Consider the following 24,849-nt stretch of genomic DNA (forward strand, 5'->3'; position numbering starts at 1 on the left):
ACGACACACGGATCAGAGCTGCTGATCACTGCGGTCCTTGAGACTGGAAAGGGCCAGCGCGGCAATCACGCCCCCGGCGGCCAGATACGCTGCCACTGCATAGCCGCTGCCGAAGCTGACCAGCAGGAACGAGGCGATCAGCGGCGCAGGGCCGCCAGCGACCAGCGACGACATCTGATAGCCGACCCCGGCGCCGGTGTAGCGCACGTGCACCGGGAACTGCTCGGAGATCAGCGAAGCCTGGGCGCCGTACTGAATCGCGTGGGGCACCAGCGACAGGGTGATGGCGATGAAGATCAGGGTTTCATTGCCGGATTCGAGCACCCAGAAATACGGGAAGGCCATGGCGATCAGCACCGCGCAGCCGAAGTAGTACATGTTGCGGCGGCCCACGCGGTCGGCGAGGTTGGAGAAGATCGGCAGGGGGATCAGGTCGAGCACCGCAGCCGCCAGGGTGCCCAGCAGCACGAAGGTGCGCGAGACGTGGGCGTGCTGGGTGGCGTAGTCGAGGATGAACGCGGTGAAGATGTAGAACGGCATCTGCTCGGACATGCGCAGGAACGCCACTTTGACGATCTCGCGCCAGTAGTTGCGGACGACGAATTTGAGCGGGCTTTTCTCGATCTGCTGTTTCTGTTTTTTCGCGGCGAACGACGGCGTTTCTTCAATCGCCAGCCGCACCACCAGACCGACCACCACGAGAATCCCGGACAGCAGGAACGGGATGCGCCAGCCCCAGTCGAGGAAGTGCTCACCGGTGAAATAGCTGGAGCCCATCACCGCCGAAGTCGAAAGAATCAGGCCGATGGACGTGCCCAGTTGCGGCCACGCACCGGCAGCGCCGCGCTTCTTCTGGTCGCCCCATTCCAGCGACATCAAGGCTGCGCCGCCCCACTCACCGCCGACGCCAAAGCCCTGGACCAGACGCAACAGAATCAGGATCGCCGGGGCCCACAGGCCGATGCTCTCGTAGGTCGGCAGAAAACCGATGAGGAAGGTCGCCAGCCCGGTCATCACCAGCGTGACGATCAGCGTGGTCTTGCGCCCTACCCGGTCGCCGAAATGGCCGAACACCGCCGCGCCGATGGGGCGGATGGCGAAGGCAATCGCGAACGAGGCGAACGACAGCATCAGCGAAACGAGGCGGTCGTGAGTGGGAAAAAATAACAGTGGAAACACCAACGCGGCCGTCGCCCCGTAGATGTAATACTCGTACCACTCGATGGTGGTGCCGATCAGGCTGCCCACCGACGCCCGCCGCCGCTGTTTCAACTGATGTGCGGTGGGCTGTGCGCCGGCATGCACGCCGGGTGCCGAGGGTTCGGTGTCAGGGCTGGCGGAGCCGCCGGCCAGGGTGCCGTCAAGTGTGGACATGAAGCTGCCTCCGTTATTGTTATTGGGGTAGGCAAAGCGGGCTGAACGTCCGTGGCAGGCCGTCCGGCTTGCGCTCTGTCATGAGCGACGCTGTGGTGGTCATGTGACTGTTTATCAGTATTTGTTATTTTTTCACATTGTCAAGCAATCTGCGTTAAGATTTAACAGCAGCATTCACACGTTTTCACAACCGGGATTTCTGATGGATATCGATGAGCAGCACGCAAAGACCCTGTACCTGATCCGCCACGGGCAGACCGACTGGAACGCCAGCAAGCTGTTGCAGGGGCGGCGCGACATTCCGCTGAATGCCGTCGGACGGGGTCAGGCGGTGGTGTCCGGCACCTGCCTGAACTGGCTGCTGCCGCGGACGGCCGGGGTGGACTTCATCGCCAGCCCGCTGGGCCGCACACGCCAGACCATGGAAATCGTCCGCCAGCAACTGGGCCTCGATGCACTCGATTACCGCACCGACGAGCGTCTGGTGGAAATTCACTTTGGCGAATGGGAAGGCCTGGACTGGCAACAGATCGCCGAGCGCCAGCCGGAGCGTTTCGCGGCACGCCAGGCCGACCCGCTGAATTTCATTCCCGAAGGCGGCGAGAACTACCCTCACGTGTTCGAACGGGTCGGCAGCCTGCTGACGTCGCTGCAGCGCGACACGGTGCTGGTCGCCCACGCCGGAGTGTTGCGCAGTTGTCTGGCGCTGCTGACCGATGTCGCGCCTGAAGCCGTGCCGCTGTTGGAAATTCCCCAGGATCAGGTGCTGATGATTCGCGACGGTCGCTTCGCCTGGCTGGGCGCCAGCACAGCGGCGGATGGCAGTCGCTGACGGCTCGGGAAGGCAGTCAGGCCAGGACCAGTTCGATTCCGGAGCGGCGGATGCCTGCAGCGGAATCACTGGTGAGGCCGCTGTCGGAAATGATCGGGTCGAAGCGTTCCAGCCCGGCGATGCGGTACATGGCGAAGGTGCCGTACTTGGAGCTGGTGGCCATCAGCACCACCCGCGAGGCACCGGCCATGGCGGCTTTCTTGACCTCGACCTTGGCCTCGGAAAAGGTGGTGATGCCGCGCTGCAGATCCCAGGAACTGCTGGAAATGAACGCGATGTCGGTGGCCAGATTGCGCAGGGTGTCGGCCGCCAGGGTGCCGATCGCGGTGATGTTGTCGTGGTCGAGCACGCCGCCGGTGTGAATGGTTTTCACGTGCCTGGCTTCGGCCAGCGCCATGACGATGCTGAAGTCGTTGGTGATCACGGTCATGTCGCTGAGGGCGATGATGTGCGGCACCAGACACAATGTCGTGGTGCCGGCGTCGAGGTAGACCACCATGCCCGGCTTGAGCATCTGCGCGGCCAGCACCGCCATGCGCTGCTTCTGCTCGGCATCGACGATCACCCGGCTGTGGTGATTGGGTTCGCTGTACGACTGGCTGGCCAGACGCACACCACCGGGCACGGAAAACACCAGGCCTTCCTGCTCCAGCACGGCGATGTCACGGCGCACGGTCATGTGCGAACAATTGAAGATCTCCGTCAGCTGCGTGACGCTCAGGGTCTGCTCGCGACGCAGACGGCGAATGATCATCTCCCGGCGCTGCGCCGGCAGCATCGACTGGCCTTCGGGGGACGGGAGATGTTCTTCGCTCATGCTGATTCTTTCGACCGGAAAATGAGCGCGTAGAGTAACGCAGAACCTGCAGCCGCGCTGCGCCCCGTAGCAGCACGGCTTGCCGGCGGTGGCGCACTTGAACTCGCTGCCGCCGGCAAGCCGGACTGCTACGGGTTCATGCCCGCGCCGTCATGCCTGGGCCATTTTGTACAACCGCTTGCGGTCATCGTCCGACTGGCCGGTGGGCCGGATCACTTCGCCTTTGGCATAGGCGCGGATCACCGCCGGGCGCTGGCTGATCTTCGTTTGCCAGGCGGCGATGTGCGGGAAGTCGGCGAGGTTCATGCCCTGTTTTTCGTGAAGGCCGATCCACGGGTAGATCGCCATGTCGGCAATCGAATACTCCCCCGCCACGAAGGCGTGCTCGCTCAACTGCCGCTCCAGCACGCCGTACAGACGCGCGGTCTCCTTGCTGAAGCGTTCGATGGCGGCCGGCACTGGCTCCGGAGCGAAATTGCGGAAGTAGACGGTTTGCCCCAGGATCGGCCCGAAGCTTGCGGCCTGCCAGAACAGCCACTGACGCACCTCGGTGGCACCCTTGAGATCGGCGGGCAGGAAGCGGCCCTGACGCTGCGCCAGGTATTGCAGAATCGCCCCGGACTCGAACACCGAAAGGCCTGCATCGTGGTCGACAAGCGCCGGAATGCGCTGGTTCGGCGACAGCCGGGTGAACTCGGGCGTGAACTGCTCGCCCTTGCTGATATTGACCGGGTGCGCGGTGTACGGCAGGTCCAGTTCTTCAAGCAGGATGGCGATCTTCTGACCGTTGGGGGTCGGCCAGTAGTAGTAATCGATGGCGCTGGTCAAGGCGGTGCTCTCCGGTCAGGCAGATGGGACGACGTGTATGTGCCCATGTTCCGCCCTGACTGCACTGCCGAGAACCCGCAAGACCTTCAATGGACCGTTGCAGCAAAAGAAACACCGATGTCATGCAATGAACACCTTCCCTGTGGGAGGGAGCCCTGCTCGCGAAGGCGTCAGTTCAGGCGATGCTGTGGTGACGGCCCCACCGCTGTCGCGAGCAGGGCTCCCTCCCACAGATCCAAGTGATCACCGGTCTCGTTCAAGACGTTGCTTTCGGCTTCAACAGCGCCGCCAACCCGGCGGTCAACACCACCGCCAGCAGCACGCCTGCGGTGATCGTCGCGGCAATTCCCCATTGCAGCGCCATGTATTTGAGGGTGAGGTAGAAGCCCACCACCCCCACCGCACCAATCGCATTGCCACGCACGATGGCGCCGAGCTCGGAGCGACCACCGTGAACGTGGGCGAACACCGCCAGCGGCCAGGCGATCACCGGGATCGGCGCCAGAAAACCGCTGGCCACCGGCCCCAGCCATTCGGCGCCGGCAGTGATCGCCAGCAGCAGAAGCGTGGCGGTGAGCATGCGCATCGGGATGATCCAGCGCGGCACCGGCACATAACCGGCCGTGTCGGTGTCGGTTTTTTTCGAAGTGGCAATGACGATGGCCGTGATCAGGCACAGCGTCGCGAGGATCGACAGCGACATCGAGCCCAGCCCGCTCATCAACGCCGCAGCGACTGCGTAGAACAACAATGCCGTGATGCAGCCGGGCAGCGCCGACAGCTTGCGGGTCACGACGAAATAAAACAGGTAGGTCGCCTGAATCGCCGCCACCCCGGCCAGCGCGCCAGGCACCGCCTGCACGGCAAAACCGGGGCCTTGTTCGAGGCTGAGAAACAGCATCACCGACGCCGAGGTGACCGGCAGCCCGGAGAGCAAACCGCCGATGGCGGTGCCCCAGCGCTTGGCGGCCAGGGAGATGGAGAGCATGAGCAACGGAGTGATGAGTAGCTTGAGGTAGAAGGCAGTCATGAAGGGCAACGCGTCGAGGGGCTGGAAGGCTGAGGTTTTTGCCGGGGGGATTGTAACCATCATTGCGCCCCTTGTAGGAGCTGGCTTGCCCTGCGACCTGCCGGGAACCGGCAGTAAATTCAGCACACTCGGTTTGTCTGAGGCACCGCGTTCTCAGGATTTGCTGCCGCTTCGCGACAGGTCGCAGGGCAAGCCAGCTCCTACAAGTGAGCGCGGCGCATCCAGCGTCCCTAAATCAGAAACAATGAGTCTCGATTTAGCCTAATTGTCCCACCCTCACTCAATCCGTAAAGTTACTCCCAAGCCACACACAAACAGCTCTACGACGAGCTCCAGCGGCGACTCATTCAAGACCATTACGCAAACAACGGATTAAGAGAGCAGACCATGAAAACCTTCAAAAAAGCCCTGACCGCCACCCTCCTCGCCCTGTCCATCGGCAGCGCTTTCGCCGCCGACAACAACGCACCGGAACATCAGACTCAAGCGTTCCTCAATGCCTTGGCGGCCGGTGGTGGTCGTCCGCTGGAGCAACTGAGCCCGAAAGACGCCCGTGCGGTGCTGACCGGTGCGCAGAACTCGGTGAAGGTCGACATGTCCGGCATCGCCGTCAGCGAGAAGACCATCCAGGCCGATGGCCAGAACATCAAGCTGACCATCGTGCGCCCCGCCGGGGTCAAGGGTGAACTGCCGGTGTTCATGTACTTCCACGGTGGCGGCTGGGTGCTCGGCGACTACCCGACCCACGCCCGTCTGATCCGCGACCTGGTGGTCGGCTCCGGTGCGGTGGCGGTCTATGTCGATTACACGCCGTCGCCTGAAGCGCACTACCCGACTGCGATCAACCAGGCCTACGCCGCGACCCAATGGGTCGCCGAGCATGGCAAGGACATCAACGTCGACAGCAAACGCCTGGCGGTGGCCGGCAACAGCGTCGGCGGCAACATGGCGGCGGTGGTCGCCCTGAAAGCCAAGGAACAAGGCACGCCGAAACTGCGCTTCCAGTTGCTGCTGTGGCCGGTGACCGATGCCAACTTCGATACCGGCTCGTATGACCAGTACGCCGAAGGGCACTTCCTGACCAAGAACATGATGAAGTGGTTCTGGGACAGCTACACCACCGACGCCAACCAGCGCGCCGAGATCTATGCTTCGCCGTTGCGGGCTACCACCGAGCAGTTGAAAGGCCTGCCGCCAGCCCTGGTACAGACCGCCGCCCTCGACGTGCTGCGTGACGAAGGCGAAGCCTATGCCCGCAAGCTGGACGCGGCCGGGGTGGATGTGACCGCGGTGCGCTACAACGGCATGGTCCACGACTACGGTCTGCTCAACCCGCTGAGCAACATTCCGGAAGTGAAGGCAGCGATGCGTCAGGCGGCCGGTGAACTGAAGGCGCATTTGAACTGAGTCTGATGAAGCGATAACACGCTCCTTTCTGTAGGAGCGTGTCTTGTCCCGCGACCTGGCGCGAAGCGGCAGTAGATCCGGTAAACGCGGAGTTTCAGGCAAACCGCGTTCACCGGGTTTATGACGGGTTCCCCGCCGGTCGCGGGACAAGCCACGCTCCTACAGATGTCCTGAGTTACATGGCCTGTTCAGAAGGAATTTCCCATGTCCACCATCCACCGCTCCACCGCGCCAGCCCTGAGTTTCAACGGCGGTTTCGTCGACACCATCGGCTTTCTCGCCCTGCAGGGGCTGTTCACCGCCCACGTCACCGGCAACTTTGTCACCCTCGGCGTGAGCATCGTGCATGGCACATCCGGTGCACTGGCGAAGCTGCTGGCCTTGCCGGTGTTTGCCATCGTGGTCGGGCTGAGCCACCTGGCGGCGGTGTCGATCAATCGTCGCGGCCTGGTGCCGCTGCGTCCGCTGCTGATCCTGCACACCGTGCTGCTGGCCGTGTTCGGCGTGTTTGCCATCTGGCTCGGGCCGTTCACCGATGGTGACAGCGCCACGGCCCTGCTCACCGGCATGACCGGCGTTGCGGCCATGGCAATCCAGAACACCATTTCCCGCCAGCACCTCAAGGGCGCACCGCCGACCACTCTGATGACCGGCAACGTCACTCAGGGCGCCATCGACGTGTTCACCCTGATCGGCCTGCGCGATGCCGAACAACGGGCGGCGATCAAACAGCGGCTCAAGCCGGTGGCACTGAACCTGCTGGGCTTCACCGTCGGTTGTATTGGCGCAGCGCTGCTGTATCTGGCGATCGGTTTGTGGTGTCTGGCGGTGCCGGTGCTGGTGGCGGTCTGGACCTGCGTCTACACCTTCGGCAGCGACGAACCACTGTGATTCGCCACAAACACAAAGGCCCCGCAGATGCGGGGCCTCTTTGTGCTCGACTCAGCGATCAGAAAAACGCGTAGGTGTAGTTGAAGATCAGACGGGTCTGGTTGGTGTCGACGATCGGGCTGCCGCCGCCACGGTAGATGCCGTGACGCAGGGTGGTGCCAAAGCCCTTCAGCGGACCGGACGGCACGACGTAATCCACGCGCATGTCGGTTTCCCACTCATGGGTATCAGGCCCGATGCCATTGGCGGCCTTGGCGTCTTCACCGCGCAGGTAGATCACCGAGGTCTTCAGACCCGGCACGCCTGCCGTGGAGAAGTCATACGCGTACTGCGCCATGCTGGTGTTTTCGCCGGCACGGGAGAAGTTGCCGACCACCGCGTCCGTCCACGAATAGAAAGACGCCCCGCCCTCGCCATCGTTGCGGCCACGGCCGTCGACCACGTTGGCCTGGTTGGCCCAGACGAAACCGCCGTCACTGGACACGTGCTGATAACCCAGGCTCACGCTGTGACCGCCGAGAGTATAGGTGAAGGTGGCGATGCCGGTGTCGTTGTCCACCTCGCCCGGGTTCTTCGCGTAGCCGCCGTTGTTGTTGAAGCGGTAACCGACATCACCGTTGGCGCCGTCCGAGGTGCTTTTGAAGTAGCGCAGGTCGGTCTTGAAGCTCTGCCCTTCGCTGATCGGCAAGACGTGTTGCAGACCGAAGAAGTGCTGTTTGTAGAAGTCTTCCAGGTTGGCGTAGTAGTACTGCAAGGTCAGGTTCTTGGTGGCTTTCCAGTCACCGCCGACAAAGCGGAACTTGTTGCTGTCACGCGTTGCGCCGGCCACCGACAGGCCCGAGCTGTTGGTCGAGGCGCGGCCGCGTGCGCTTTCGATCTGCCCGCCGTTGAGGGTCAGATTGTCGATTTCCTTCGAGGTGAACATGAAGCCGCCGAAAGTCTGCGGCAGCAGGCGGCTTTCGTTGGCCACCAGAATTGGCAGGTTCGGCGACAGGGTGTTGCCGTAGCGCAGTTCGGTCTTGGAGAAACGCATCTTGGCGGTGGCGCCGCCGCTGCTCCATTCGTGAGGCGCCGAACCGTCGCTGTCGCTCGGGGTGAAGGTATTGTTGTCCGGGTGATGGCCCTTGCCGCCGTCCAGATGGATACCGACCAGGCCCTGCAAATCGAGACCGAAGCCCACGGTGCCTTCGGTGAAGCCCGACAGGTAATCGATCTTGAAGGCTTGCGCCCACTCCCGCTGATCGTTGCCGCCTTCGTGGTTATCGACGTTGTAGTAGTAGTTGCGCGCGTTGACGGTCAGCTTGCTGTCTTCGACAAAGCCGGCATTGGCCACTTGCGCCGCTCCCAGCGCCACAGTGGTCAGCATCAAGCGGGCGGGAACTCTGGTTTGCTTGTTCATTATTTTCTTCGCTCTGATAGTGCTACTTGCAGCAGATACAACCGAGATTATTTTTTTAGGTACAGCGGTGTGCTTTTTAATACTGGTCAAACACTAGTGCGGAAACGTCAGGACGCCGGAACAACCGACCAAGGGTGATCGGCAGCGCACGCCCTGCCCGGCATTGCGCGCGGGGTGGCAAGCCTAGGTGAGGGGTTACAGGGCAAACAGCGAAGTTTTGGATAAACAGTTTTTTCAAAACACGCACTAATCCGCCCGGCGCCCACAGCGCTTGATCAAAGGGCATTTGTTACATGGGGTATGAACTGTAGTAACCGGCAGAGCGTTAAATGAGTAATGCCTTTTTCTCTATTCTGTCGCCGATCCGTTCGGCCACTGTTGGCGCTTCTGCAAGCCAGGCGTTTTGTATCGCTCTGTGTACAGCGGCGCCGACGATACATCCACTGGCAAACACGGCCGCTAGCGACACAGACGAGATACACCTGCGGGGTCTACTAGGCACGTCGAACAGCGCAGCCCACCACCAACGGCGGTGCTGCCCAAACCCTAAAGCCCAAGTCATTACCGCAGGAGTCAAACAGCATGAAAACCAAGATCCTTCTGAGCGTCGCCTTCTCGATCCTCGCCGGCAACGTCTTCGCCGCCGATGGCGCCGAACACCTGAAACAGTATCAGGTCGCAGAGAACGGCTCGGAACACGTCGGCCAGAACCGCCTGGCGTCCGACGGCGCCGACTACCTGAAGGCCTACCGCACCGCCCAGGTCATCGACTTCAAGACCACCAACGCCGTGGCCGAAGTACGCTCCGAATTCGGTTCGCAGTACCAGCGTTATTGATTGCAGCAATCCTTGTGGCAGCGGCATGGCTGGCTGACGGTAGCGATCCTGAAACCGCTGCCGCCGGCAAGCCGGACTGCTACAGGCGCAAATTCACTGTAGGAGTGAGCTCTGCTCGCGATGGCGGTGGCTCAGGCACATCCGTGTCGGCAGAGTTGGCGCCATCACGGGCAAGCGCGCTCCTGCAAAGGCGCTGCACCCGGCTGACACCTTGGTACAACCGCCACTGAAGAATCACGGTGCTAGAGTAGCCACGCAACCCTCATCGGCACAGGAGAACATCCGCATGAAAATCGGCTTTTTAGGTCTTGGCGCCATGGGGCAGGCCATTGCCGGCAATCTGTTGAAAGGCAACCACGAGCTGCTGGTGTGGAACCGCTCGCCACAGGCCACCGTGCCGCTGGTCGAACTGGGTGCCACCGCAGTCAGCGAACCGGCGCAGGCCTTCGCCGCCGATGTGGTGTTCAGCATGCTCGCCGACGACAAGGCGCTGCGCGCGGTGCTGCTGGATTCCGGCCTGCTCGGGCAACTGAAGGCGCCGCTGATTCACGTCAACCTGGCGACCATCGCCGTGACTTTTGCCGATGAACTGGCCGCCTTGCATCGGGCCCAGGGCATCGACTACATCGCCGCGCCGGTCATGGGCCGCCCCAACGTCGCCGCCGCCGCGCAGTTGAATATTCTCGCCGCCGGCCCGCAGGCAGCTCTCGACAAGGTCCAGCCGCTGCTCGACCTGATCGGCCGCAAGACCTGGCGCCTGGGCGAAAAAGCCTCGGCCGCCAACGCCATGAAACTGGCCACCAACTTCCTGCTGGTGTCAGCAGTGGAAGCCATGAGCGAAGCGGCCGTGCTGGTCACCCGCCACGGACTCAAGTCCGCCGATCTGGTGGACCTGGTGTCCTCGACCATCTTCACCGGCCCCGTCTACTCCGGTTACGGCGCACTGATCGGCGAACGACGCTATGAACCCGCTGCGTTCAAGGCCGTGCTCGGGCTCAAGGACGTCGACCTGATTCTCGCCGCCGCGCAGCAGGTCGAGGTGCAGATGCCCAGCGCCGACCTGATCCGCGCCAACCTGCAAGAGGCCGTCGACCACGGTGAGGGCGACATGGACCTGGCGGTGCTGGCGGAAGTCGCCGAGCGCCTCAACCGCCGATAAGCGCCGTACTCAGCGATCGTGCTCAGTGGTCGTGCTCGGCATCCTGTTCGCTGTGTACGACCACCAGCAGTTGCGCCTGCACCTCGCCTACCGAACGCAAGCGGTGGGGCTTCTGCGCGTTGAAGTGCAGCGCATCACCCTTTTCCAGAATGACCCGCTCGTTCATGAAGTCGACCTCGACCCGGCCTTCGTGAACGAACAGAAACTCTTCGCCGACGTGCTCCTTGAACGTGGTGCCGGCGAATTCGGCCGGAGGAAACAGCATGAACGGCAAGAGATTGCGATCGCTGACCTGATGGGCCAGCACTGCGTAGCTGGAACCCTGCTCGCTGTTGGTCAGCAGATGACGCTGGTCCTGGCGTACCAGGCTGTAGCTGTCGAGGTTCGCCTCGGTTTCGCTGAACAGCTCTTCGACGTTGACGTGCAGCGCCTTGGCCAGTTTCAGGGCGGCGGCAATCGACGGCGTGTTGAGACCACGTTCGACCTTGGACAGGTAGCTCTTGGTCATCCCTGAACGCTCGGCCAGCGCTTCGAGCGTGACCCCCATTTTCTTGCGCAGCAGCTTCAAACGAATGGACATGGATAAAAACGTTTCCGTCAGACGGCGAAATTATGCATTGCCAATGACACTTTGTGTCATTAGGATTGTTTTGTGTCATAGACAACCCCGCAGGTCAGCTCACGACCTGCACGATTGCCACTGAACGACTCTGCCGAGGACCCTGCAATGGCCACGACACTGGAACTCTCGAAAGACCACCTGATCTCGCGCTCCAACGCGCAGATGGATACTACGTTAAAAGACAACACCTGGACCCGTCGACAAAAGCTGGCGCTGACCTGCCGCATCCTCTTCGACAACGGCCATGACTCGGGCCTGGCCGGGCAGACCACCGCGCGCGGCGAACAACCGGGCACCTTCTACACCCAGCAACTGGGCCTGGGCTTCGACGAGATCACCGCCAGCAACCTGCTGCTGGTCAACGAAGACCTTGAGGTGCTGGAAGGCCATGGCATGCCCAATCCGGCCAACCGTTTCCACACTTGGGTGTACCGCGCCCGCCCGGACGTGCAGTGCATCATCCACACGCACCCGCTGAACATCGCCGCGCTGTCGATGCTCGAAGTACCGCTGGCGGTGTCGCACATGGACCTCTGCCCGCTGTATGACGACTGCGCGTTTCTCAAGGACTGGCCGGGCGTGCCGGTCGGCAACGAGGAAGGCGAAATCATTTCCGCCGCGCTGGGCGACAAGCGTGCCGTGCTGCTTTCCCACCATGGCCAGCTGTCCACCGGCAGCACCGTGGAAGAAGCCTGCGTGATTTCGGTGTTGATCGAACGCGCCGCCAAGTTGCAGTTGCTGGCCATGTCCGCCGGCGAAATCAAACCGATTCCGCCGCAGCTCGGCAGCGAAGCCCACGACTGGATTTCCCGGCCAAAGCGCCACGCGGCCGCCTTCAACTATTACGTGCGCCGCACCCTGCGCGAGCACGTCGACTGCCTCGCCTGACCCGCCCACCGTCTCTGGAGAACGCCCCATGTCCACCGAAATCCACGGCATCATCGGCTACACCATCACCCCGTTCAGCGCCGACGGCAAAGGCCTCGATCTGGCTGCACTGGGCAAATCCATCGACCGCCTGATCGACGGCGGCGTACACGCCATCGCGCCGCTGGGCAGTACCGGCGAAGGCGCCTACCTGAGCGACAGCGAATGGCAGGAAGTGGCCGAGTTCAGCACCGCTTACGTCAACAAACGCGTGCCGGTGATCGTCAGCGTCTCCGACCTGACCACCGCCAAGGCCGTGCAACGCGCGCGTTTTGCCGAAGCCCGTGGCGCCGATGCGGTGATGCTGCTGCCGGCGTCGTACTGGAAGCTCAACGAGAAGGAAATCTTCCAGCATTACCAGACCATCGGCGACAGCATCGGCACGCCGGTCATGCTCTACAACAACCCTGCCACCAGCGGCATCGACATGTCGGTGGAATTGATCCTGAAGATCGTGCGCGGCGTCGACAACGTGACCATGGTCAAGGAAAGTACCGGCGACATTCAGCGCATGCACAAGCTGTATCTGCAGGGCGAAGGTCAAGTGCCGTTCTACAACGGCTGCAACCCGCTGGCGCTGGAGGCGTTCGTCGCCGGGGCGAAAGGCTGGTGCACGGCGGCGCCGAACCTGATTCCGGCACTTAACCTGGACCTGTACCACGCGGTGCTGGAAGGCGACCTGGCCGGTGCCCGCGAGTCGTTCTATCGGCAGTTGCCGGTGCTGGATTTCATCCTCAAGGGCGGGCTGCCAGCGACGATCAAGGCCGGCCTGGGCCTGACCGGGCTGGAGGTGGGCGAGCCACGCCTGCCGGTGCTGCCGATCGACGATCAGGCGCGCGAGCAGTTGATCCGGTTGCTGGCGAAATTGCTTTAACGCTGTGATCTGTGTAGCAGTCCGGCTTGCCGGCGTTGGCATCATTGAGATCGCTACCGCCGGCAAGCCGGACTGCTACAGAGCCGCGGCGAGCCAGACGCTGCGAAGTTGCCTGCAAACATCACATCTCCCACGGATTTGGTGTGGTCATGACATTGCGGACACACCACGCACCTGTAGGAGCTGGCTTGTCCTGCGACCTGCCGCGAAGCGGCAGCAAATCCGGCGAACGCAGTGAGTCAGACAGACCGCATGCACAGGTTTTACGACGAGTCCCTCGTCGGTCGCAGGACAAGCCAGCTCCTACAGGGGACCGCGTGCATCGTTTCTGCCGTTGATTTTCCTGCGCGATTTCCCAGGCGACACAAATCGCGACTTGGGTGCAGGCCAAACGCAGGCGACGTGGAGTGGGTCGAGCGGCATAGATGCCGCGAGAGCCGTGCTGGGTCATGGATGGCCCTTCACGGCGGGCCCACGGAGCGTCGTCGGAGTGCGGGAACCCGACGCAGTCGGGCCCAACCAGGAGCAAAGGCCTTTGGCTGCCTTTTGAAACAGAAAGGGGGGCTTTTCCAAGTAACTCGCCGAAGGCGAAACAACGGCTGCGTTAGCAGACATAGCGGTGAATCAGACAGACCGCATGCGCAGGTTTTACGACGAGTCCCTCGCCGATCGCGGGCAAGCGCGCTCCTACAGGGACTTGGCAGCAAAAAAAGCCCGGCATGTTCGCCGGGCTTTTTTCCATGACGCGTTCAGCAGCAGCGCGTATTGCACTGGCGCTTGCCGTAGCGCGCCTCTTGCCGCTCGCGGAAGAATTCCTGATAGCTCATCACCGGTTCGTCAGGATGGTTGGCCTTGCGCAGGGCCACGTAATTTTCGTAGTCCGGCATGCCCACCATCAGGCGCGCGATCTGCCGGAACCACTGGATACCACCCTTCGTTTTGTTATCGGACATGGGCGTTGCTCTGTATGGAAGATTGAAGACAGTGTGCACCCGATCCTGCGCCGCCCGCTTGCAGGCGTCGCCGATCAGATGCGCTTTATTTTTACGGAGCAGACCTGCTTCACGGCGCCCAGCGAGTGAACACCAGGTCGTGGTCCTTCACCCGCGCCGAATGGCAGCCAAGGCAGGTCTGGTGCTGCTTCTCGTCGACCGGCTGGCCGTTGACGAAACGACCGAAGCCCCAGCCGCCGGAGTCCTTGTACTTGACCGAATCCTTGACCATGAACTGCACGGTGGTGGCCGCGCCCGGAATCCCCGCCGGATCGAATTCCGGCGACTGTACGTGCTTCCACGCCAGCTTGGTCAGGATGGTGCCGTCGGGAAACGGCAGCGTGCCTTCCTTGTAAGCCTTGATCGCGATGTCGTTGCCCAGTACCGCGCGGATCTCGTTGAGCGGCGCGCCTTCGGTGGCCGGGGCGATGAACTGCCACTGACGGTAACCGTCGGGGATGGTCACGCCATAGATCGGCGACGCTTTGGAAGGTGCCTCATCGGCAAACACGGCGGCAGCGCCACCCAGTGCGGCGGTACTGATCAGGGTGGCAAGTAAACCGGTACGGGCCCACTGCATGAGCGGCCTCCTTTTCTGATAGCGGCGGAATGAGCCTCCACGTTAAGCAGGCCATGTATCGCCGGTGTCTCGAAAAGCGGCCGATTTGCATCGTTGTGTAGCGTTGCCGGGAGTGGATACGTTGGCATACAAAAATCCCAACCACGGCAGGCATTATCTGTGCTGCTGCCGACGTGGGCCGACGCGTGTTTGAGTCGACACCTACTTGTGCTGCAAAAAGTCCCTCGGCGACTCGCCCATCACCCGCCGGAACATTGCGCTGAATGCGCTCTGGCTGGCATACCCCAGTTCACGGGCGATGCGCCCCACCGCCTGCCCCTGTTCCAGTCGATCGATGGCCGTGGCCAGCCGCACCTGCTGCACCCAGTGGCGAAAGGTCAGCCCGGTTTCCTTGATGAACAGGCGAATGAACGTGCGCGAGCTGGCGCCGATGTGATCGGCCCAGAACTCGACGGTACGGGCGTTTTCCGGGATCTGCAGAATCGCCTCGCAGACGCCCAGCAAGCGTCGGTCGGTGGGCCAGGGAATCTGCAGGGGCAAGGTACGCGAGGCTTCCAGCTCGCTGAGCAGCAACGCGACGATGTGCGCGTTGCGCCCTTCTGCGGCGTATTCGATGGGCTGCCCGGCCAGCGCCAGGATCAGCTCGCGCAGCAGCACCGATACCTCCACCACCTTGCAGCTGTCGCCCATGGCGCTCGCCGCCTCGGGCTCGACATACACCGAACGCATCTGCACCGGGCTGAGCATCAACTGGTCATGCACCACCCCCGGCGGTATCCACAGACCCCGCCGTGGCGGCAACAGCCATAGTCCTTGCGGCGTGGCGGCGCGCATCACCCCACTGGCGGCGTACAGCAGTTGGCCGTGACGGTGGGTGTGCGGTTCGTTGTATTCGCCGGTCTGCTGATCACGCACCAGCACGGTCATCAGGCGCTGCACGCTCTGATAATCCTGGTAATCGATGCTACGGGCCGTCTGTGGGTCGGCTGCGGCTTTATGGGTTCGGCTCATGGGCAATCCGGCGTCGGGCGGGCGGCAGTTGCCATGTCGCCGTGATTGGCGCGGGCCGTCAAGCAGATTTGTCACTTTCTCGACAAAATCTGGCATTTGCCATTTCTGACGCGTTGTTAGCATCGCCCTCAATTCGTTCACTCACCGAGGGCTTGCCCCATGACTGACTCCCGTATTGCGCTCGACAGCAAACACAGCGTGGCCGCCGTGATCGGCCTGCTGGTCCTTTCCATCGCCTTGCGTCCGGCCATCGTCTCCATCGGGCCGATCCTGTTACTGATTCAACAGCACTTCCAACTGAGCTTCACCCAGGCGGCGCTGCTGACGTCGATTCCGGACGTCTGCATGGGTGTGCTGGCCCTGCTGGCGCCGAACCTGACCCGACGCTTCGGCACCGACCGTTGCGTGGTGGCGGCATTGAGCCTGCTGGGCGTGGCAACGCTGCTGCGGGCGCTGTCCCAGGGGCCGTTGTTTCTGCTGGGCAGCACTTTTCTGGTCAGCGTCGGCATCGCCATTGCCGGGGCGCTGATCGGCGGCTGGATCAAGGCGCACTTCCCGCACAAGGCGGCGTTTTTCATGGGCATCTATGCCGCCGGCCTGAGTGGCGGTGCGACCCTGGCGGCGGTGTTTACCGCACCGATTACCGAGCTGACCCAGGACTGGCGCGTCGGTGCCGGGATCTGGGCGGTGCTGTGCGTGACGGCCATCGTCAGCTGGCTGTGGATGGCCCGCCGCTTTGCCAGAACGACCACCCCGGCGAAGGCCGCGGCACCTCGCGCTGCGCTGCCGTGGGGCAACCCGCAGGCATGGCTGGTGGCGATCAACTTCGGCGCCAGTCAGTTCGTGGTCTATGCGTTGTTTGCCTGGCTCGCGCCGTCGGCCATCGAAACGGCGATGAGTACCTTGCCGCCGGGGATTCTGCTGGGGCTGTTCACGGCGGTGTTCGCGGTAGCCAGCGTCGGGGCAGGCATGCTGCCCGGCAAGGCGGATGACCGTCGCGGTCTGTTGGCGGTGTCCACCGCCTTGGCAACGCTGGGCATTGCCGGGCTGGCGTTCGCGCCGTTCGTGGCGCCGATTGTGTATGTAGTGTTGGCTGCGGTGGGTCTGGGCATGAGCTTTACCTTGAGCATGACGCTGCCGCTGGACAATGCCGGCTCGCCTGAACAGGCCGGGGCGTGGACGGTGTTCACGCTGTTCGTCGGCTACCTGGTCGCGGCGCTCGGCCCACTCGGTTTTGGTGCCTTGCGGGATGTCAGCGGGAGTTATGCGCCAGCGTATGAAATGTTGTTTGCGGTGCTGGTGTTGATGCTGTGCATCACCCCGCTGCTCAAGCCGGCGCGGGAGGCGTATCGGCAGGTGGCGGTGGGGTGATCGCCTTGGCTGCTGATTGTAGGAGCTGGCTTGCCCTGCGAGCGGCGACGAAGTCGTCGTAAAACCTGCGCACGCGGTGTGTCTGGCCTGACGCTTTAGCTGCTAACGCAGCCTTGTTTCGCCTGACGGCGAGTTACGCGGACTCTTGTAGGAGCTGGCTTGTCCTGCGACCGGCGACAAAGTCGTCGTAAAACCCGCGCACGCGGTGTTTCTGTTATTCCGCCGAGTCTGCTAACGCAGCCTGTTTCGCCTGGCGGCGAGTTACTTGGAAAAGCCCCAAGTAACCAAGGGCTCTTATCCCCGCCATACGGTGCCTCGCCTAGGCTCGGCATACCCGCACTCCGGCAATGCTCCGTGGGCCCGCCGCGAATGGGCCATCCATGGCCCACGCGGCTCTCGCGACATCCTGTCGCTCGGCCCACTGCGCATCACCTGCGTTCGGCCTTCTGGGACGGGGCCCCAAAAATCAAAAGCCAAATCAAAAGCCAGATCAAAAGCTGGCGAAACACACACTCCCTGTGGGAGCGGGCTCGCCCGCGAAGGCGCTCTTGAAATCGCCACCGCCGGCAAGCCGGACTGCTACGAATCGGCGAACATCAGCGCTTTTGATTCTGGCCAAAGGCCGTGGGAGTTGGCTTGCCGACGAATGCGGTGGATCAGGCAAATCGCCTTCGCGACCCTCGTAACCTCGGATCCCTCCCACAGGATTTGGCGGCTGCTCTGCAGATTGCACTGCCGTGCCGAGATACCACAAACACCACACATCCGTGGGAGGGAGCTCTGCTCGCGATGGCGTCAGCGCTGCCAATGCTGTGCTGACTGACCCACCGCTATCGCGAGCAGAGCTCCCTCCCACATAGATGTGTGGTAATCCCCGCCTTGTGTTTCACACCCTCCGTAGCAGTCCGGCTTGCCGGCGGTATGTCCTTGGGATCGCTACCGCCGGCAAGCCGGGCTGCTACGGATCGGCGAACACCTGCGCTCCTGCTTCTGGCCAAAGGCCGTGGGAGTTGGCTGCCGACGAATGCGGTGGATCAGGCAGACCGCCTTCGCGACCCTCGTAACCTCGGATCCCTCCCACAGGGTTTTGTGTTGGCTTTGCAGATTGTGATGGCTGACCAAGACTCACCAAACACCACACATCCGTGGGAGGGAGCCCTGCTCGCGAAGGCGTCAGCCCGGACAGCGCCGTGCCGTCTGACGCACCACACTCACGCCCAAACACCGGCATGGCTTCAAACCACCACACGCTCATCCGCCTGCGGGCGAATGATCAGTTTGCCAGTGCTGTTGCGCGATTCCAGGTCGCGGTGGGCCTGGGCGGCTTGGGACAGGGGGTAGCGTTTGCCTATGGTGGTGCGCAGTTGGCCGGCGGTCACGGCGTCGAACAGTTGGCGGGAGCGTTCGAGCAGCGCTTCGCGGGTGCGGACGTGGTGCATGACCACCGGGTAGGTCAGTTTGATGCTGCGCGGCAGGCTGAAAATGTCGACAGGGGCAATCGGGTCCATCAGCGGGCCGTACAGCGCCAGCGTGCCGAAGTGTTCGAGCAGGCGCACCGATTCTTCAAACCCTTCAGCCCCGGTGCCGTCGTAAACCACGTCCAGCAGGCGTCCTTCGGTCAGGCGCAGGACCTGCCCGGCGATGTTGCCGGCGCGGCCGATGACCGCATAATCGGCGCCAGCCTGTAGCACCACGTCGACCTTGTCGGCATGGGACACCCGTCCGATCACCTTGCCGCCGAGGCGTTTGATCATCTGCACCAGCAGTAACCCCACCCCGCCGGCCGCGGCATGCACCAGCGCAACGTCACCGGGTTTGATCGCGTAAACGTCGGAGACCAGATTGCTCGCCGTCAAACCCTGCATCATCAGGCTGGCAGCCTGGTCGAAGCTGATCGGCTCGGGCAGCGGCACCAGTTGGCTGACCGGCGCCACCAGCTGTTTCGCGTAGCTGCCGCCGATGTAATACCAGGCCACCCGGTCACCGGGGCGCACGTCCACCACGCCGGCGCCGACCGCCTGTACCACCCCTGCCCCTTCAACGCCGGGTGTCATCGGCAAGGTGGGCTGACCCGGGATTCCCCGGCGCACACCGGTGTCCATGAAGTTCACCCCGGCCGCCATCACCTGCACCAGCGCCTCCCCCGGCCCTGGTTCGGCCAGCCGGACATCTTCCACGGCCATGACCTCTGGCCCTCCAAACGAACGCATCACTACGGCTTTCATAACCTCTCCCGTGGATAACGGGCCGGATACGACCCCTGTCGCGGGATGGTGGAAAACCGATGTATCTGCGCGATGTCCGGCGACGCCCGGTTTTGCGTCTGGATGTAGCAGAAAGCGTCGTCGATACAGTGGCTTACAAAGTACTGGCAGCTTTCACCCGCACCCTCGCCGATGGCCATTTCGCGGGGATATGTATCGCTGTGTATCTGCACCCGACAGCGACACGTAGCGATGCAGCCGGGGGGTTGCGCCGACACATCAGGGATACCTCGCAAGGTTCAAATGGCTTCCATCGAGGCAACACACAGACGCCTCCACCGAAGACCATCTTTGCCCAACCTTGAGGAGCCTGACATGAACTCGAAACTGACTTTCGCCGCCCTGCTGTTCGCCGCCCTGAACGTCTGCACCTTCGCCGCCCGCGCCGAAGCCGCGCAGCCGGACATCCAGAAAGTGCTGTCGTCCAGCCACGAAGCGACCGACGTCTGCGGCCTGGTCAGCAATCACCTCACCTACCTGGACGCCAAAGGCGAGCGCCACGTGCTCGACTACCTGACCGCCGAAGACAACTGCCACAACCAGAACGGCTGATCGTCACGCCGCCTTGCGGGCGCTGACCCAACGACGATAACGGCGCGTGCGCACAGCCATCGCCAGCTGTTGCAGCAGCAGCGCCTTGAACGGTGACACCGACGGTATCGACGTCCGCCCCTTGCTCAGCCGGCGCAGCTGGTACTTGACCACTGCCATGTTCGCCACCGAGGCCAGCGCCTTGTTTTTCCAGGTGATCGGCGGCAGTTCCGGCACTTGTGGCCGGGCTTCGCGCCAGTGCCGAGGCAGGTCCGGTTCGAGGGCCAACGCGGTGCCCATGCCGACCATGTCGACGCCTTCGGCAACCACCTGTTCGGCGACGCTGCGTCGGCGAATACCGCCGGTGAGCATCAGCGGCATCTTCGCCACTTGGCGGATCTCACGGGCGAATTCGAGGAAATAGGCTTCCCGCGCCAGTGTGCGGTCGTCGCGGGACTGGCCCTGCATGGCCGGCGCTTCGTAGCTGCCGCCGGACAGTTCGACCAAGTCCACCGCCTGCTCGTTGAGCCACAGCACCACCTGTTTCGCTTCGTCCGGGCTGAAGCCGCCACGCTGGAAGTCGGCCGAGTTGAGCTTGACCGCCACCACGAATTGCGGCGACACCACGGCGCGCACGGCCTTGATCACCTCCAGCAACAGACGGGCACGGTTTTCCAGCGGACCGCCCCAGGCGTCGTTGCGTTTGTTGCTCAGTGGCGAGAGGAACTGGCTGAGCAGGTAGCCGTGGGCCGCGTGGATCTGCACGCCGCTGAAACCGGCCTGCTCGGCCAGTTGCGCAGTGTGGGCGAAACGGCGGATCACCTCCAGGATGACCTCCTCGGTCATTTCCCGTGGCGTATCGAACATTTTCGACATCGAGCCCAATGCCATCGGCACCGCCGACGGCGCCCAGGTCGGCTGACCGAGATTGGCCTGCATCTGCCGGCCAGGATGGTTGATCTGCAACCAGAACTGCGCGCCCCGCGAGCGGCCAACCCGGGCCCATTGCTGGAAACGTTGCAGATGATGATCATCTTCCAGCACCACGCCGCCGGGGCCGGTCATGGCGCGGCCGTCGATCATCACGTTGCCTGAAATCAGCAAACCGGCGCCGCCATCCGCCCAGGCCTGATACAACCGCAACAGCTCGGCGGACGGCGCCTGATCGGCATCGGCCATGTTTTCTTCCATCGCCGCCTTGGCGATACGGTTGCCGATGCGCGAGCCACCGGGCAACACCAACGATTCGAAAATGTTCATCGCAACCTCTCAAATTGACCTGGCTGCCACCCTAAGCTTAAAGTCAACTTTAAGGTCAAGCCCCCTTCAAGAGGTGAATCGTGAGAATTGGAGAACTGGCGAAACGCACCGGCCTTGCCGCCTCGCGTATCCGCTTTTATGAAACCGAAGGGCTGATCAGCGCCGTCAAGCGCAGCGGCAACGGCTATCGCGAGTATTCGGAGCAGGCCGAGCTGAGCCTGATCCTCATTCTGCGGGCGCAAAAAGCCGGTTTCACCCTGGAAGAAATCCGCCACCTGCTGCCGACCGATCTGGACGACTGGCAGCACGATCAGTTGCTCGATGCGCTCAAGCGCAAAGTGGCGGAAATCGAGGAGTTGCAAACGCGCCTGCAGCAGAGCAAGGCGCAGTTGCTGGCGACCATCGACAGCATCGAGAACCGCCCCGAAGGCATGGGCTGCGCCGACAACGCACGGCGCCTGCTCAAGGCGATGAAACCCGCCCAGACAGGCGCTGCAAGCGAAACGCCGCTGATCGAAGCCGTCGACTGAGCGCTGCCGAGTTCAACTGCTGCTGTTCAGCTACCCTGCTGCAGCCGCTGGCGAGCCACATGCAAGCGGTGCAAGGTGATGCTGCGCACCGCCTGCTTGCTCAGTTCGATGTGGCTTTTCAGCAATTGCCGGGCGTGTTCGCTGCGTCGCTGAAAGATCGCGTCCAGTATTTCGGCGTGTTCGCGATAGGTCGCTTCGATACGCGGCGCCTCGGTGAAATCCAGACGGCGGATGATGCGGATCTTCTCGGTGATCTCACCGTGCACCCGCGCCATTTCACCGTTGCCCGCCGCCTCCAGCAGCGCGCAGTGGAAACGCTCATCCAGCGCCGACACCTGCTGCGCATCCTCCAGCCAGTACGCAGGCTCGATTTGCCAGGTGGCCTTGAGCGCCTGCATTACCGGGCTGGCATCGAGGTCCATCTGCGCCAGCCGCTCCAGCGCCGCGCTCTCCAGCACGATGCGCAGGTCGTAGAGCTCTTCGAAATACTCGAAGTCGAAGGCGCGCACCTGCCAGCCGCTGCGAAAATGCACCAGCAGATAGCCCTCGCGCTCCAGCCGGTACAGCGCCTGACGCACCGGCGTGCGACTGGCCTGGACCCGCTCGGCGACTTCGCTTTCGCTGAAGCGGTCGCCCGGCAACAGGCGAAATTCGAAGATGTCGTCCTTGAGCCGTTGGTAGATGCGCTCGACGAGGTTGTCCGGGCGCTCGGTGCTTTTCGGCGAATGGGCGATCTGCATGGTGCGCTCCCGGTTCAGGCTTTTTTCAGGCTGGCAATGTAGGAACGCCAGCCGCCGAACGCGGTGATCTCCGTCGCTTCGGCCAGTGCCCAGGGCTCGCAGATGAAGCCCTTGACGCTGCGGCCATCGACCAGTTGCAGATTGCCGATGCCCAGCGGCGCCGGAATCTCCGCGACGAACTCGCCGAAGTGCGCCAGCGGCACGTCCCACAGCTCGACGATGATCGATTCGCCGCCTGCGCTGCGGGCCAGACCGGGTTTCGGCGGCACCGTGCCGGGCAAGGCGTACAGGCGATAATCGGCGGCGGTCAGGGTCTGTTCGACGAACACCGCGTCGCGGCTGGTCAGCTGGAAGTTCAGCGGCATGCCGGTCAGGTGCGCGCCGACCACGGCGACCCGTACGCTGTTGTGCGGTTGTCTGTCCGCTTGAACGGTGGGCAGTCCACGACCGGTTGCGCCCAGCGGCAAATCCAGTTGCGCCTGCCAGCGCTTGCCGAAGCTCGCCAGCGCGGCATCGTGCCAGGCGGGGGCAATCAGGGTGATACCGGCAGGCAGGCCGTCTTCACGCAGGCCGGCAGGCAGCGCCAACGCCGACAGATCGGCGAGGTTGGTGAAGTTGGTGTAGAGGCCGAACTGCGAGTTGTAGAGCACCGGCTCTTCGGCCATCTCGGCAAGGGTGCGAATGGTCGCCGAGGTCGGTACCACCAGCGCGTCGAAACCAGCCAACGCGTCGTTGATCTGTCGGCTCAACGTCGCCCGCAGGTACTCGGCGCGATAGGCATCGCAGGCGCTGTAGCCAAAGCCTTTTTCGACGATACCGCGCACCACCGGCTCGATGGCCTGCGCGTTGTTGTCGAACATCGGCGCCAGTGCCACCGTGCGTTCGGCGACCCAGGAGCCGTAGTACAGCTGCTCGGCCAGGGCTTGAAACGGTGCGAAGTCGATAGGGACGATGTCGGCGCCCATTTCCTTCAGCGCGCGCAGGGCCTGCTCGTAGACGGCCTGATTCTGCACGTCGCCGAAGAATTCCGGCTGACTCGGCACGGCCAGTTTGATCGCCTGACGGAAGCCCACCGGCGCGGTGCCGGGGTTGCGCCGAGAATAGGCGTCGCTGGCGTCATACCCTTCGGCGACGGCGGCCACGGCTTCGGCGTCCGCCACGGTGAGGGCGAAGATCGAAATGCAATCCAGGGTGCGGCAGGCTGGCACCAGACCGGTATTGGACAGGCGGCCCTTGCTTGGTTTCAGGCCGACGATGTTGTTGAAACCGGCCGGTACGCGCCCGGAGCCGGCGGTGTCGGTGCCCAAGGAAAACGCCACCAGACCGCGGGCGACCACCGAGGCCGAACCGGAGCTGGAGCCGCCGCTGACGTAGTCGGCGTTGAAGCTGTTGGGCACCGCGCCGTAGGGCGAACGGGTGCCGACCAGACCGGTGGCGAACTGATCGAGGTTGGTCTTGCCCATCAGAATCGCCCCGGCGGCACGCAGTTGCGCGACCACGGTGGCGTCGGACTCGGCGGTGTACGCAAATTCCGGGCAGGCAGCAGTAGTCGGCCAGCCGGCAGCGTCGATGTTGTCCTTGATCGCGAACGGCACGCCGTACAGCGGCAGCTTGCCGATATCGCCATTGGCGGCGGTCAGGCGTTCTTGCAGTTGCGCCAGTTGGGCCAACAGTTGCGCCGGGCTGACCCGGACGATCCATGCAGGGTCGTTTTGCGGGTATTGGGCCAGCAGCGTCAGCAGCACATCCGGGGTCAGTTCAGCGGACTGATAGGCGCTGAGCCATTCGTTAACGGTCCAGCCAAGGCAAGGGTGTTGGGCGTTGTGCATTGCGGGATTCCATCTTGTATCCAAGTTTGGATTCACACAAAGCAAAGGTCGGACCATACCGGTGAAGGCCCTGAAAACCGGGGGGCATCGGGGATGTGGCGGGTAGTCGATGCCCGCAAATGAAGCATGGGCGCAAGGTTTTGGTGCCTTGCCTGCGTCATTTTGATTCTGGCCGACGGCAGGAGTTTTGTGGGAGCGTGGCTTGCCCGCGATACGCCAGCTCCGACGCTACAGGCCTGCCTGACACACCGCTTTCGCGGGCAAGCCCGCTCCCACAGGATTTGCATGTGCCGCATCTCCGATGAACACCTCAAGACCGTAGCAGCATGGCTTGCCAGCGGCGGCGTGCTTGAGGTCGCTGTCGCCGGCAAGCCGGACTGCTACGGGTTCGGCGTCGTGCCGGGATTCTGCAGGCACCGCAGTTTCTGTGGGAGGGAGCCCTGCTCGCGAAGGCGTCAGATCAGTCGCCATTGATGTGCCTGGTCTGACGCTATCGCGGGCAAGCGCGCTCCTACGGGAATGGCGTCGTGCCGGGATTCTGCTTGCGCCGCAGTCCAGTGGGAGGGAGCTCTGCTCGCGATTGCGGTGTGTCAGCCAGCACAACATTGTTTGGATTGACGCCATCGCGAGCAGAGCTCCCTCCCACAGGTAATGTGGTGTCTGATGAAAATCGCCATGCCCCTCAACCGGTAGCAGCATGGCTTGCCAGCGGCGGCGTACTTGAGGTCGCTACCGTCGGCAAGC

23 protein-coding genes are annotated in these 24,849 nt (G+C 63.0%); 10 read left to right on the forward strand and 13 right to left on the reverse strand.

The features are described 5' to 3' along the window. Positions 1-12: 12 nt before the first annotated feature. On the reverse strand, positions 13-1,374 hold the full coding sequence (locus ACIPL0_RS27665) for an MFS transporter (protein WP_400731631.1): 1,362 nt from the start codon (positions 1,372-1,374) through the stop codon (positions 13-15). Positions 1,375-1,576: 202 nt separating this feature from the next. On the opposite strand from ACIPL0_RS27665, the gene ACIPL0_RS27670 reads away from it, so the two are divergent. Then, on the forward strand, positions 1,577-2,206 hold the full coding sequence (locus ACIPL0_RS27670; RefSeq protein WP_400602920.1) for a histidine phosphatase family protein: 630 nt from the start codon (positions 1,577-1,579) through the stop codon (positions 2,204-2,206). Between the two features lie 16 nt (positions 2,207-2,222). Here ACIPL0_RS27670 and ACIPL0_RS27675 read toward each other — a convergent pair whose 3' ends face one another. The 3 genes from ACIPL0_RS27675 to ACIPL0_RS27685 form a co-directional block, all read right to left on the reverse strand. Then, complete coding sequence (locus tag ACIPL0_RS27675) at positions 2,223-3,023, reverse strand: DeoR/GlpR family DNA-binding transcription regulator (RefSeq protein WP_400602919.1); 801 nt, start codon at positions 3,021-3,023, stop codon at positions 2,223-2,225. Between the two features lie 150 nt (positions 3,024-3,173). Beyond that, positions 3,174-3,851, reverse strand: coding sequence for a glutathione S-transferase family protein (locus tag ACIPL0_RS27680; protein WP_400602918.1), 678 nt, complete (start codon positions 3,849-3,851; stop codon positions 3,174-3,176). 256 nt (positions 3,852-4,107) lie between these two features. After that, entirely contained in the window at positions 4,108-4,881 is a 774-nt protein-coding gene (locus tag ACIPL0_RS27685) for a hypothetical protein (protein WP_400602917.1), read from the reverse strand. 387 nt (positions 4,882-5,268) lie between these two features. Between ACIPL0_RS27685 and ACIPL0_RS27690 the strand changes: the two genes are divergently transcribed. After that, a complete protein-coding gene (locus ACIPL0_RS27690; RefSeq protein WP_400602916.1) occupies positions 5,269-6,288 on the forward strand; it encodes an alpha/beta hydrolase in 1,020 nt (339 codons plus the stop codon). A gap of 204 nt (positions 6,289-6,492) precedes the next feature. Further along, the gene (locus ACIPL0_RS27695) at positions 6,493-7,179 is read left to right on the forward strand and encodes a YoaK family protein (protein WP_400602915.1); all 687 of its coding nucleotides are present in this window, start codon (positions 6,493-6,495) and stop codon (positions 7,177-7,179) included. Between the two features lie 58 nt (positions 7,180-7,237). Here the strand turns inward: ACIPL0_RS27695 and ACIPL0_RS27700 are convergent, their stop codons facing one another. Then, positions 7,238-8,578 (reverse strand): OprD family porin, encoded by a 1,341-nt coding sequence (locus tag ACIPL0_RS27700; protein WP_400602913.1) that lies wholly within the window; start codon positions 8,576-8,578, stop codon positions 7,238-7,240. Positions 8,579-9,160: 582 nt separating this feature from the next. On the opposite strand from ACIPL0_RS27700, the gene ACIPL0_RS27705 reads away from it, so the two are divergent. Together ACIPL0_RS27705 and ACIPL0_RS27710 are read left to right on the forward strand one after the other, a co-directional pair. Then, positions 9,161-9,415 carry a hypothetical protein gene (locus ACIPL0_RS27705; RefSeq protein WP_400602912.1) on the forward strand — a complete coding sequence of 85 codons (255 nt, stop codon included), beginning with the start codon at positions 9,161-9,163 and terminating at the stop codon, positions 9,413-9,415. 211 nt (positions 9,416-9,626) lie between these two features. Then, positions 9,627-10,574 carry an NAD(P)-dependent oxidoreductase gene (locus ACIPL0_RS27710; protein WP_400602910.1) on the forward strand — a complete coding sequence of 316 codons (948 nt, stop codon included), beginning with the start codon at positions 9,627-9,629 and terminating at the stop codon, positions 10,572-10,574. 22 nt (positions 10,575-10,596) lie between these two features. On the opposite strand, the gene ACIPL0_RS27715 is transcribed toward ACIPL0_RS27710, so the two are convergent. After that, positions 10,597-11,154, reverse strand: a complete 558-nt coding sequence (locus ACIPL0_RS27715) for a helix-turn-helix domain-containing protein (RefSeq protein WP_400602908.1) — start codon at positions 11,152-11,154, stop codon at positions 10,597-10,599. Between the two features lie 147 nt (positions 11,155-11,301). On the opposite strand from ACIPL0_RS27715, the gene ACIPL0_RS27720 reads away from it, so the two are divergent. Continuing rightward, positions 11,302-12,084: an aldolase gene (locus ACIPL0_RS27720; protein WP_400731632.1), complete on the forward strand. Its 783-nt coding sequence runs from the start codon at positions 11,302-11,304 to the stop codon at positions 12,082-12,084. Positions 12,085-12,112: 28 nt separating this feature from the next. Beyond that, a complete protein-coding gene (locus ACIPL0_RS27725) occupies positions 12,113-12,997 on the forward strand; it encodes a dihydrodipicolinate synthase family protein (protein WP_400602904.1) in 885 nt (294 codons plus the stop codon). Between the two features lie 749 nt (positions 12,998-13,746). Here ACIPL0_RS27725 and ACIPL0_RS27730 read toward each other — a convergent pair. The 3 genes from ACIPL0_RS27730 to ACIPL0_RS27740 form a co-directional block, all read right to left on the reverse strand. After that, entirely contained in the window at positions 13,747-13,950 is a 204-nt protein-coding gene (locus ACIPL0_RS27730; RefSeq protein ID WP_400602903.1) for a YbdD/YjiX family protein, read from the reverse strand. 109 nt (positions 13,951-14,059) lie between these two features. Next, positions 14,060-14,569, reverse strand: a complete 510-nt coding sequence (locus tag ACIPL0_RS27735; RefSeq protein WP_400602901.1) for a cytochrome P460 family protein — start codon at positions 14,567-14,569, stop codon at positions 14,060-14,062. Between the two features lie 201 nt (positions 14,570-14,770). Further along, positions 14,771-15,580 carry an AraC family transcriptional regulator gene (locus ACIPL0_RS27740; RefSeq protein ID WP_400602899.1) on the reverse strand — a complete coding sequence of 270 codons (810 nt, stop codon included), beginning with the start codon at positions 15,578-15,580 and terminating at the stop codon, positions 14,771-14,773. 159 nt (positions 15,581-15,739) lie between these two features. On the opposite strand from ACIPL0_RS27740, the gene ACIPL0_RS27745 reads away from it, so the two are divergent. Further along, the gene (locus tag ACIPL0_RS27745) at positions 15,740-16,951 is read left to right on the forward strand and encodes a CynX/NimT family MFS transporter (RefSeq protein WP_400602897.1); all 1,212 of its coding nucleotides are present in this window, start codon (positions 15,740-15,742) and stop codon (positions 16,949-16,951) included. Between the two features lie 1,235 nt (positions 16,952-18,186). Here the strand turns inward: ACIPL0_RS27745 and ACIPL0_RS27750 are convergent. After that, positions 18,187-19,176, reverse strand: coding sequence for a quinone oxidoreductase family protein (locus ACIPL0_RS27750; RefSeq protein ID WP_400599428.1), 990 nt, complete (start codon positions 19,174-19,176; stop codon positions 18,187-18,189). 354 nt (positions 19,177-19,530) lie between these two features. Between ACIPL0_RS27750 and ACIPL0_RS27755 the strand changes: the two genes are divergently transcribed. Further along, positions 19,531-19,767: a DUF2790 domain-containing protein gene (locus ACIPL0_RS27755; RefSeq protein WP_400599430.1), complete on the forward strand. Its 237-nt coding sequence runs from the start codon at positions 19,531-19,533 to the stop codon at positions 19,765-19,767. A gap of 3 nt (positions 19,768-19,770) precedes the next feature. Here ACIPL0_RS27755 and ACIPL0_RS27760 read toward each other — a convergent pair whose 3' ends face one another. Further along, positions 19,771-21,006: an NADH:flavin oxidoreductase/NADH oxidase family protein gene (locus tag ACIPL0_RS27760; RefSeq protein ID WP_400599432.1), complete on the reverse strand. Its 1,236-nt coding sequence runs from the start codon at positions 21,004-21,006 to the stop codon at positions 19,771-19,773. 80 nt (positions 21,007-21,086) lie between these two features. Here ACIPL0_RS27760 and ACIPL0_RS27765 point away from each other — a divergent pair, with 80 nt between their 5' ends. Continuing rightward, positions 21,087-21,536: a MerR family transcriptional regulator gene (locus ACIPL0_RS27765; RefSeq protein ID WP_400599433.1), complete on the forward strand. Its 450-nt coding sequence runs from the start codon at positions 21,087-21,089 to the stop codon at positions 21,534-21,536. Positions 21,537-21,562: 26 nt separating this feature from the next. Here the strand turns inward: ACIPL0_RS27765 and ACIPL0_RS27770 are convergent, their stop codons facing one another. Then, on the reverse strand, positions 21,563-22,276 hold the full coding sequence (locus ACIPL0_RS27770) for a GntR family transcriptional regulator (RefSeq protein WP_400599434.1): 714 nt from the start codon (positions 22,274-22,276) through the stop codon (positions 21,563-21,565). A gap of 14 nt (positions 22,277-22,290) precedes the next feature. Then, on the reverse strand, positions 22,291-24,105 hold the full coding sequence (gene atzF / locus ACIPL0_RS27775) for an allophanate hydrolase (protein ID WP_400599436.1): 1,815 nt from the start codon (positions 24,103-24,105) through the stop codon (positions 22,291-22,293). Positions 24,106-24,849: the final 744 nt, after the last annotated feature.

Origin of the sequence: Pseudomonas sp. NPDC090208 (genome assembly GCF_044746785.1) — a bacterium.
GTDB lineage: Bacteria > Pseudomonadota > Gammaproteobacteria > Pseudomonadales > Pseudomonadaceae > Aquipseudomonas.

What these genes read in the sequence shown, in the direction of transcription:
- ACIPL0_RS27755 (WP_400599430.1), top strand. Translation starts at nt 19,531, where the DNA reads ATGAACTCGAAACTGACTTTCGCCGCCCTGCTGTTCGCCGCCCTGAAC.
- ACIPL0_RS27720 (WP_400731632.1), top strand. Translation starts at nt 11,302, where the DNA reads ATGGCCACGACACTGGAACTCTCGAAAGACCACCTGATCTCGCGCTCC.
- ACIPL0_RS27760 (WP_400599432.1), bottom strand. Translation starts at nt 21,006, where the DNA reads ATGAACATTTTCGAATCGTTGGTGTTGCCCGGTGGCTCGCGCATCGGC.
- ACIPL0_RS27690 (WP_400602916.1), top strand. Translation starts at nt 5,269, where the DNA reads ATGAAAACCTTCAAAAAAGCCCTGACCGCCACCCTCCTCGCCCTGTCC.
- ACIPL0_RS27740 (WP_400602899.1), bottom strand. Translation starts at nt 15,580, where the DNA reads ATGAGCCGAACCCATAAAGCCGCAGCCGACCCACAGACGGCCCGTAGC.
- ACIPL0_RS27715 (WP_400602908.1), bottom strand. Translation starts at nt 11,154, where the DNA reads ATGTCCATTCGTTTGAAGCTGCTGCGCAAGAAAATGGGGGTCACGCTC.
- ACIPL0_RS27685 (WP_400602917.1), bottom strand. Translation starts at nt 4,881, where the DNA reads ATGACTGCCTTCTACCTCAAGCTACTCATCACTCCGTTGCTCATGCTC.
- ACIPL0_RS27750 (WP_400599428.1), bottom strand. Translation starts at nt 19,176, where the DNA reads ATGAAAGCCGTAGTGATGCGTTCGTTTGGAGGGCCAGAGGTCATGGCC.
- ACIPL0_RS27665 (WP_400731631.1), bottom strand. Translation starts at nt 1,374, where the DNA reads ATGTCCACACTTGACGGCACCCTGGCCGGCGGCTCCGCCAGCCCTGAC.
- ACIPL0_RS27700 (WP_400602913.1), bottom strand. Translation starts at nt 8,578, where the DNA reads ATGAACAAGCAAACCAGAGTTCCCGCCCGCTTGATGCTGACCACTGTG.
- ACIPL0_RS27745 (WP_400602897.1), top strand. Translation starts at nt 15,740, where the DNA reads ATGACTGACTCCCGTATTGCGCTCGACAGCAAACACAGCGTGGCCGCC.
- ACIPL0_RS27670 (WP_400602920.1), top strand. Translation starts at nt 1,577, where the DNA reads ATGGATATCGATGAGCAGCACGCAAAGACCCTGTACCTGATCCGCCAC.
- ACIPL0_RS27675 (WP_400602919.1), bottom strand. Translation starts at nt 3,023, where the DNA reads ATGAGCGAAGAACATCTCCCGTCCCCCGAAGGCCAGTCGATGCTGCCG.
- ACIPL0_RS27730 (WP_400602903.1), bottom strand. Translation starts at nt 13,950, where the DNA reads ATGTCCGATAACAAAACGAAGGGTGGTATCCAGTGGTTCCGGCAGATC.
- ACIPL0_RS27725 (WP_400602904.1), top strand. Translation starts at nt 12,113, where the DNA reads ATGTCCACCGAAATCCACGGCATCATCGGCTACACCATCACCCCGTTC.
- ACIPL0_RS27705 (WP_400602912.1), top strand. Translation starts at nt 9,161, where the DNA reads ATGAAAACCAAGATCCTTCTGAGCGTCGCCTTCTCGATCCTCGCCGGC.
- ACIPL0_RS27695 (WP_400602915.1), top strand. Translation starts at nt 6,493, where the DNA reads ATGTCCACCATCCACCGCTCCACCGCGCCAGCCCTGAGTTTCAACGGC.
- ACIPL0_RS27770 (WP_400599434.1), bottom strand. Translation starts at nt 22,276, where the DNA reads ATGCAGATCGCCCATTCGCCGAAAAGCACCGAGCGCCCGGACAACCTC.
- atzF (WP_400599436.1), bottom strand. Translation starts at nt 24,105, where the DNA reads ATGCACAACGCCCAACACCCTTGCCTTGGCTGGACCGTTAACGAATGG.
- ACIPL0_RS27735 (WP_400602901.1), bottom strand. Translation starts at nt 14,569, where the DNA reads ATGCAGTGGGCCCGTACCGGTTTACTTGCCACCCTGATCAGTACCGCC.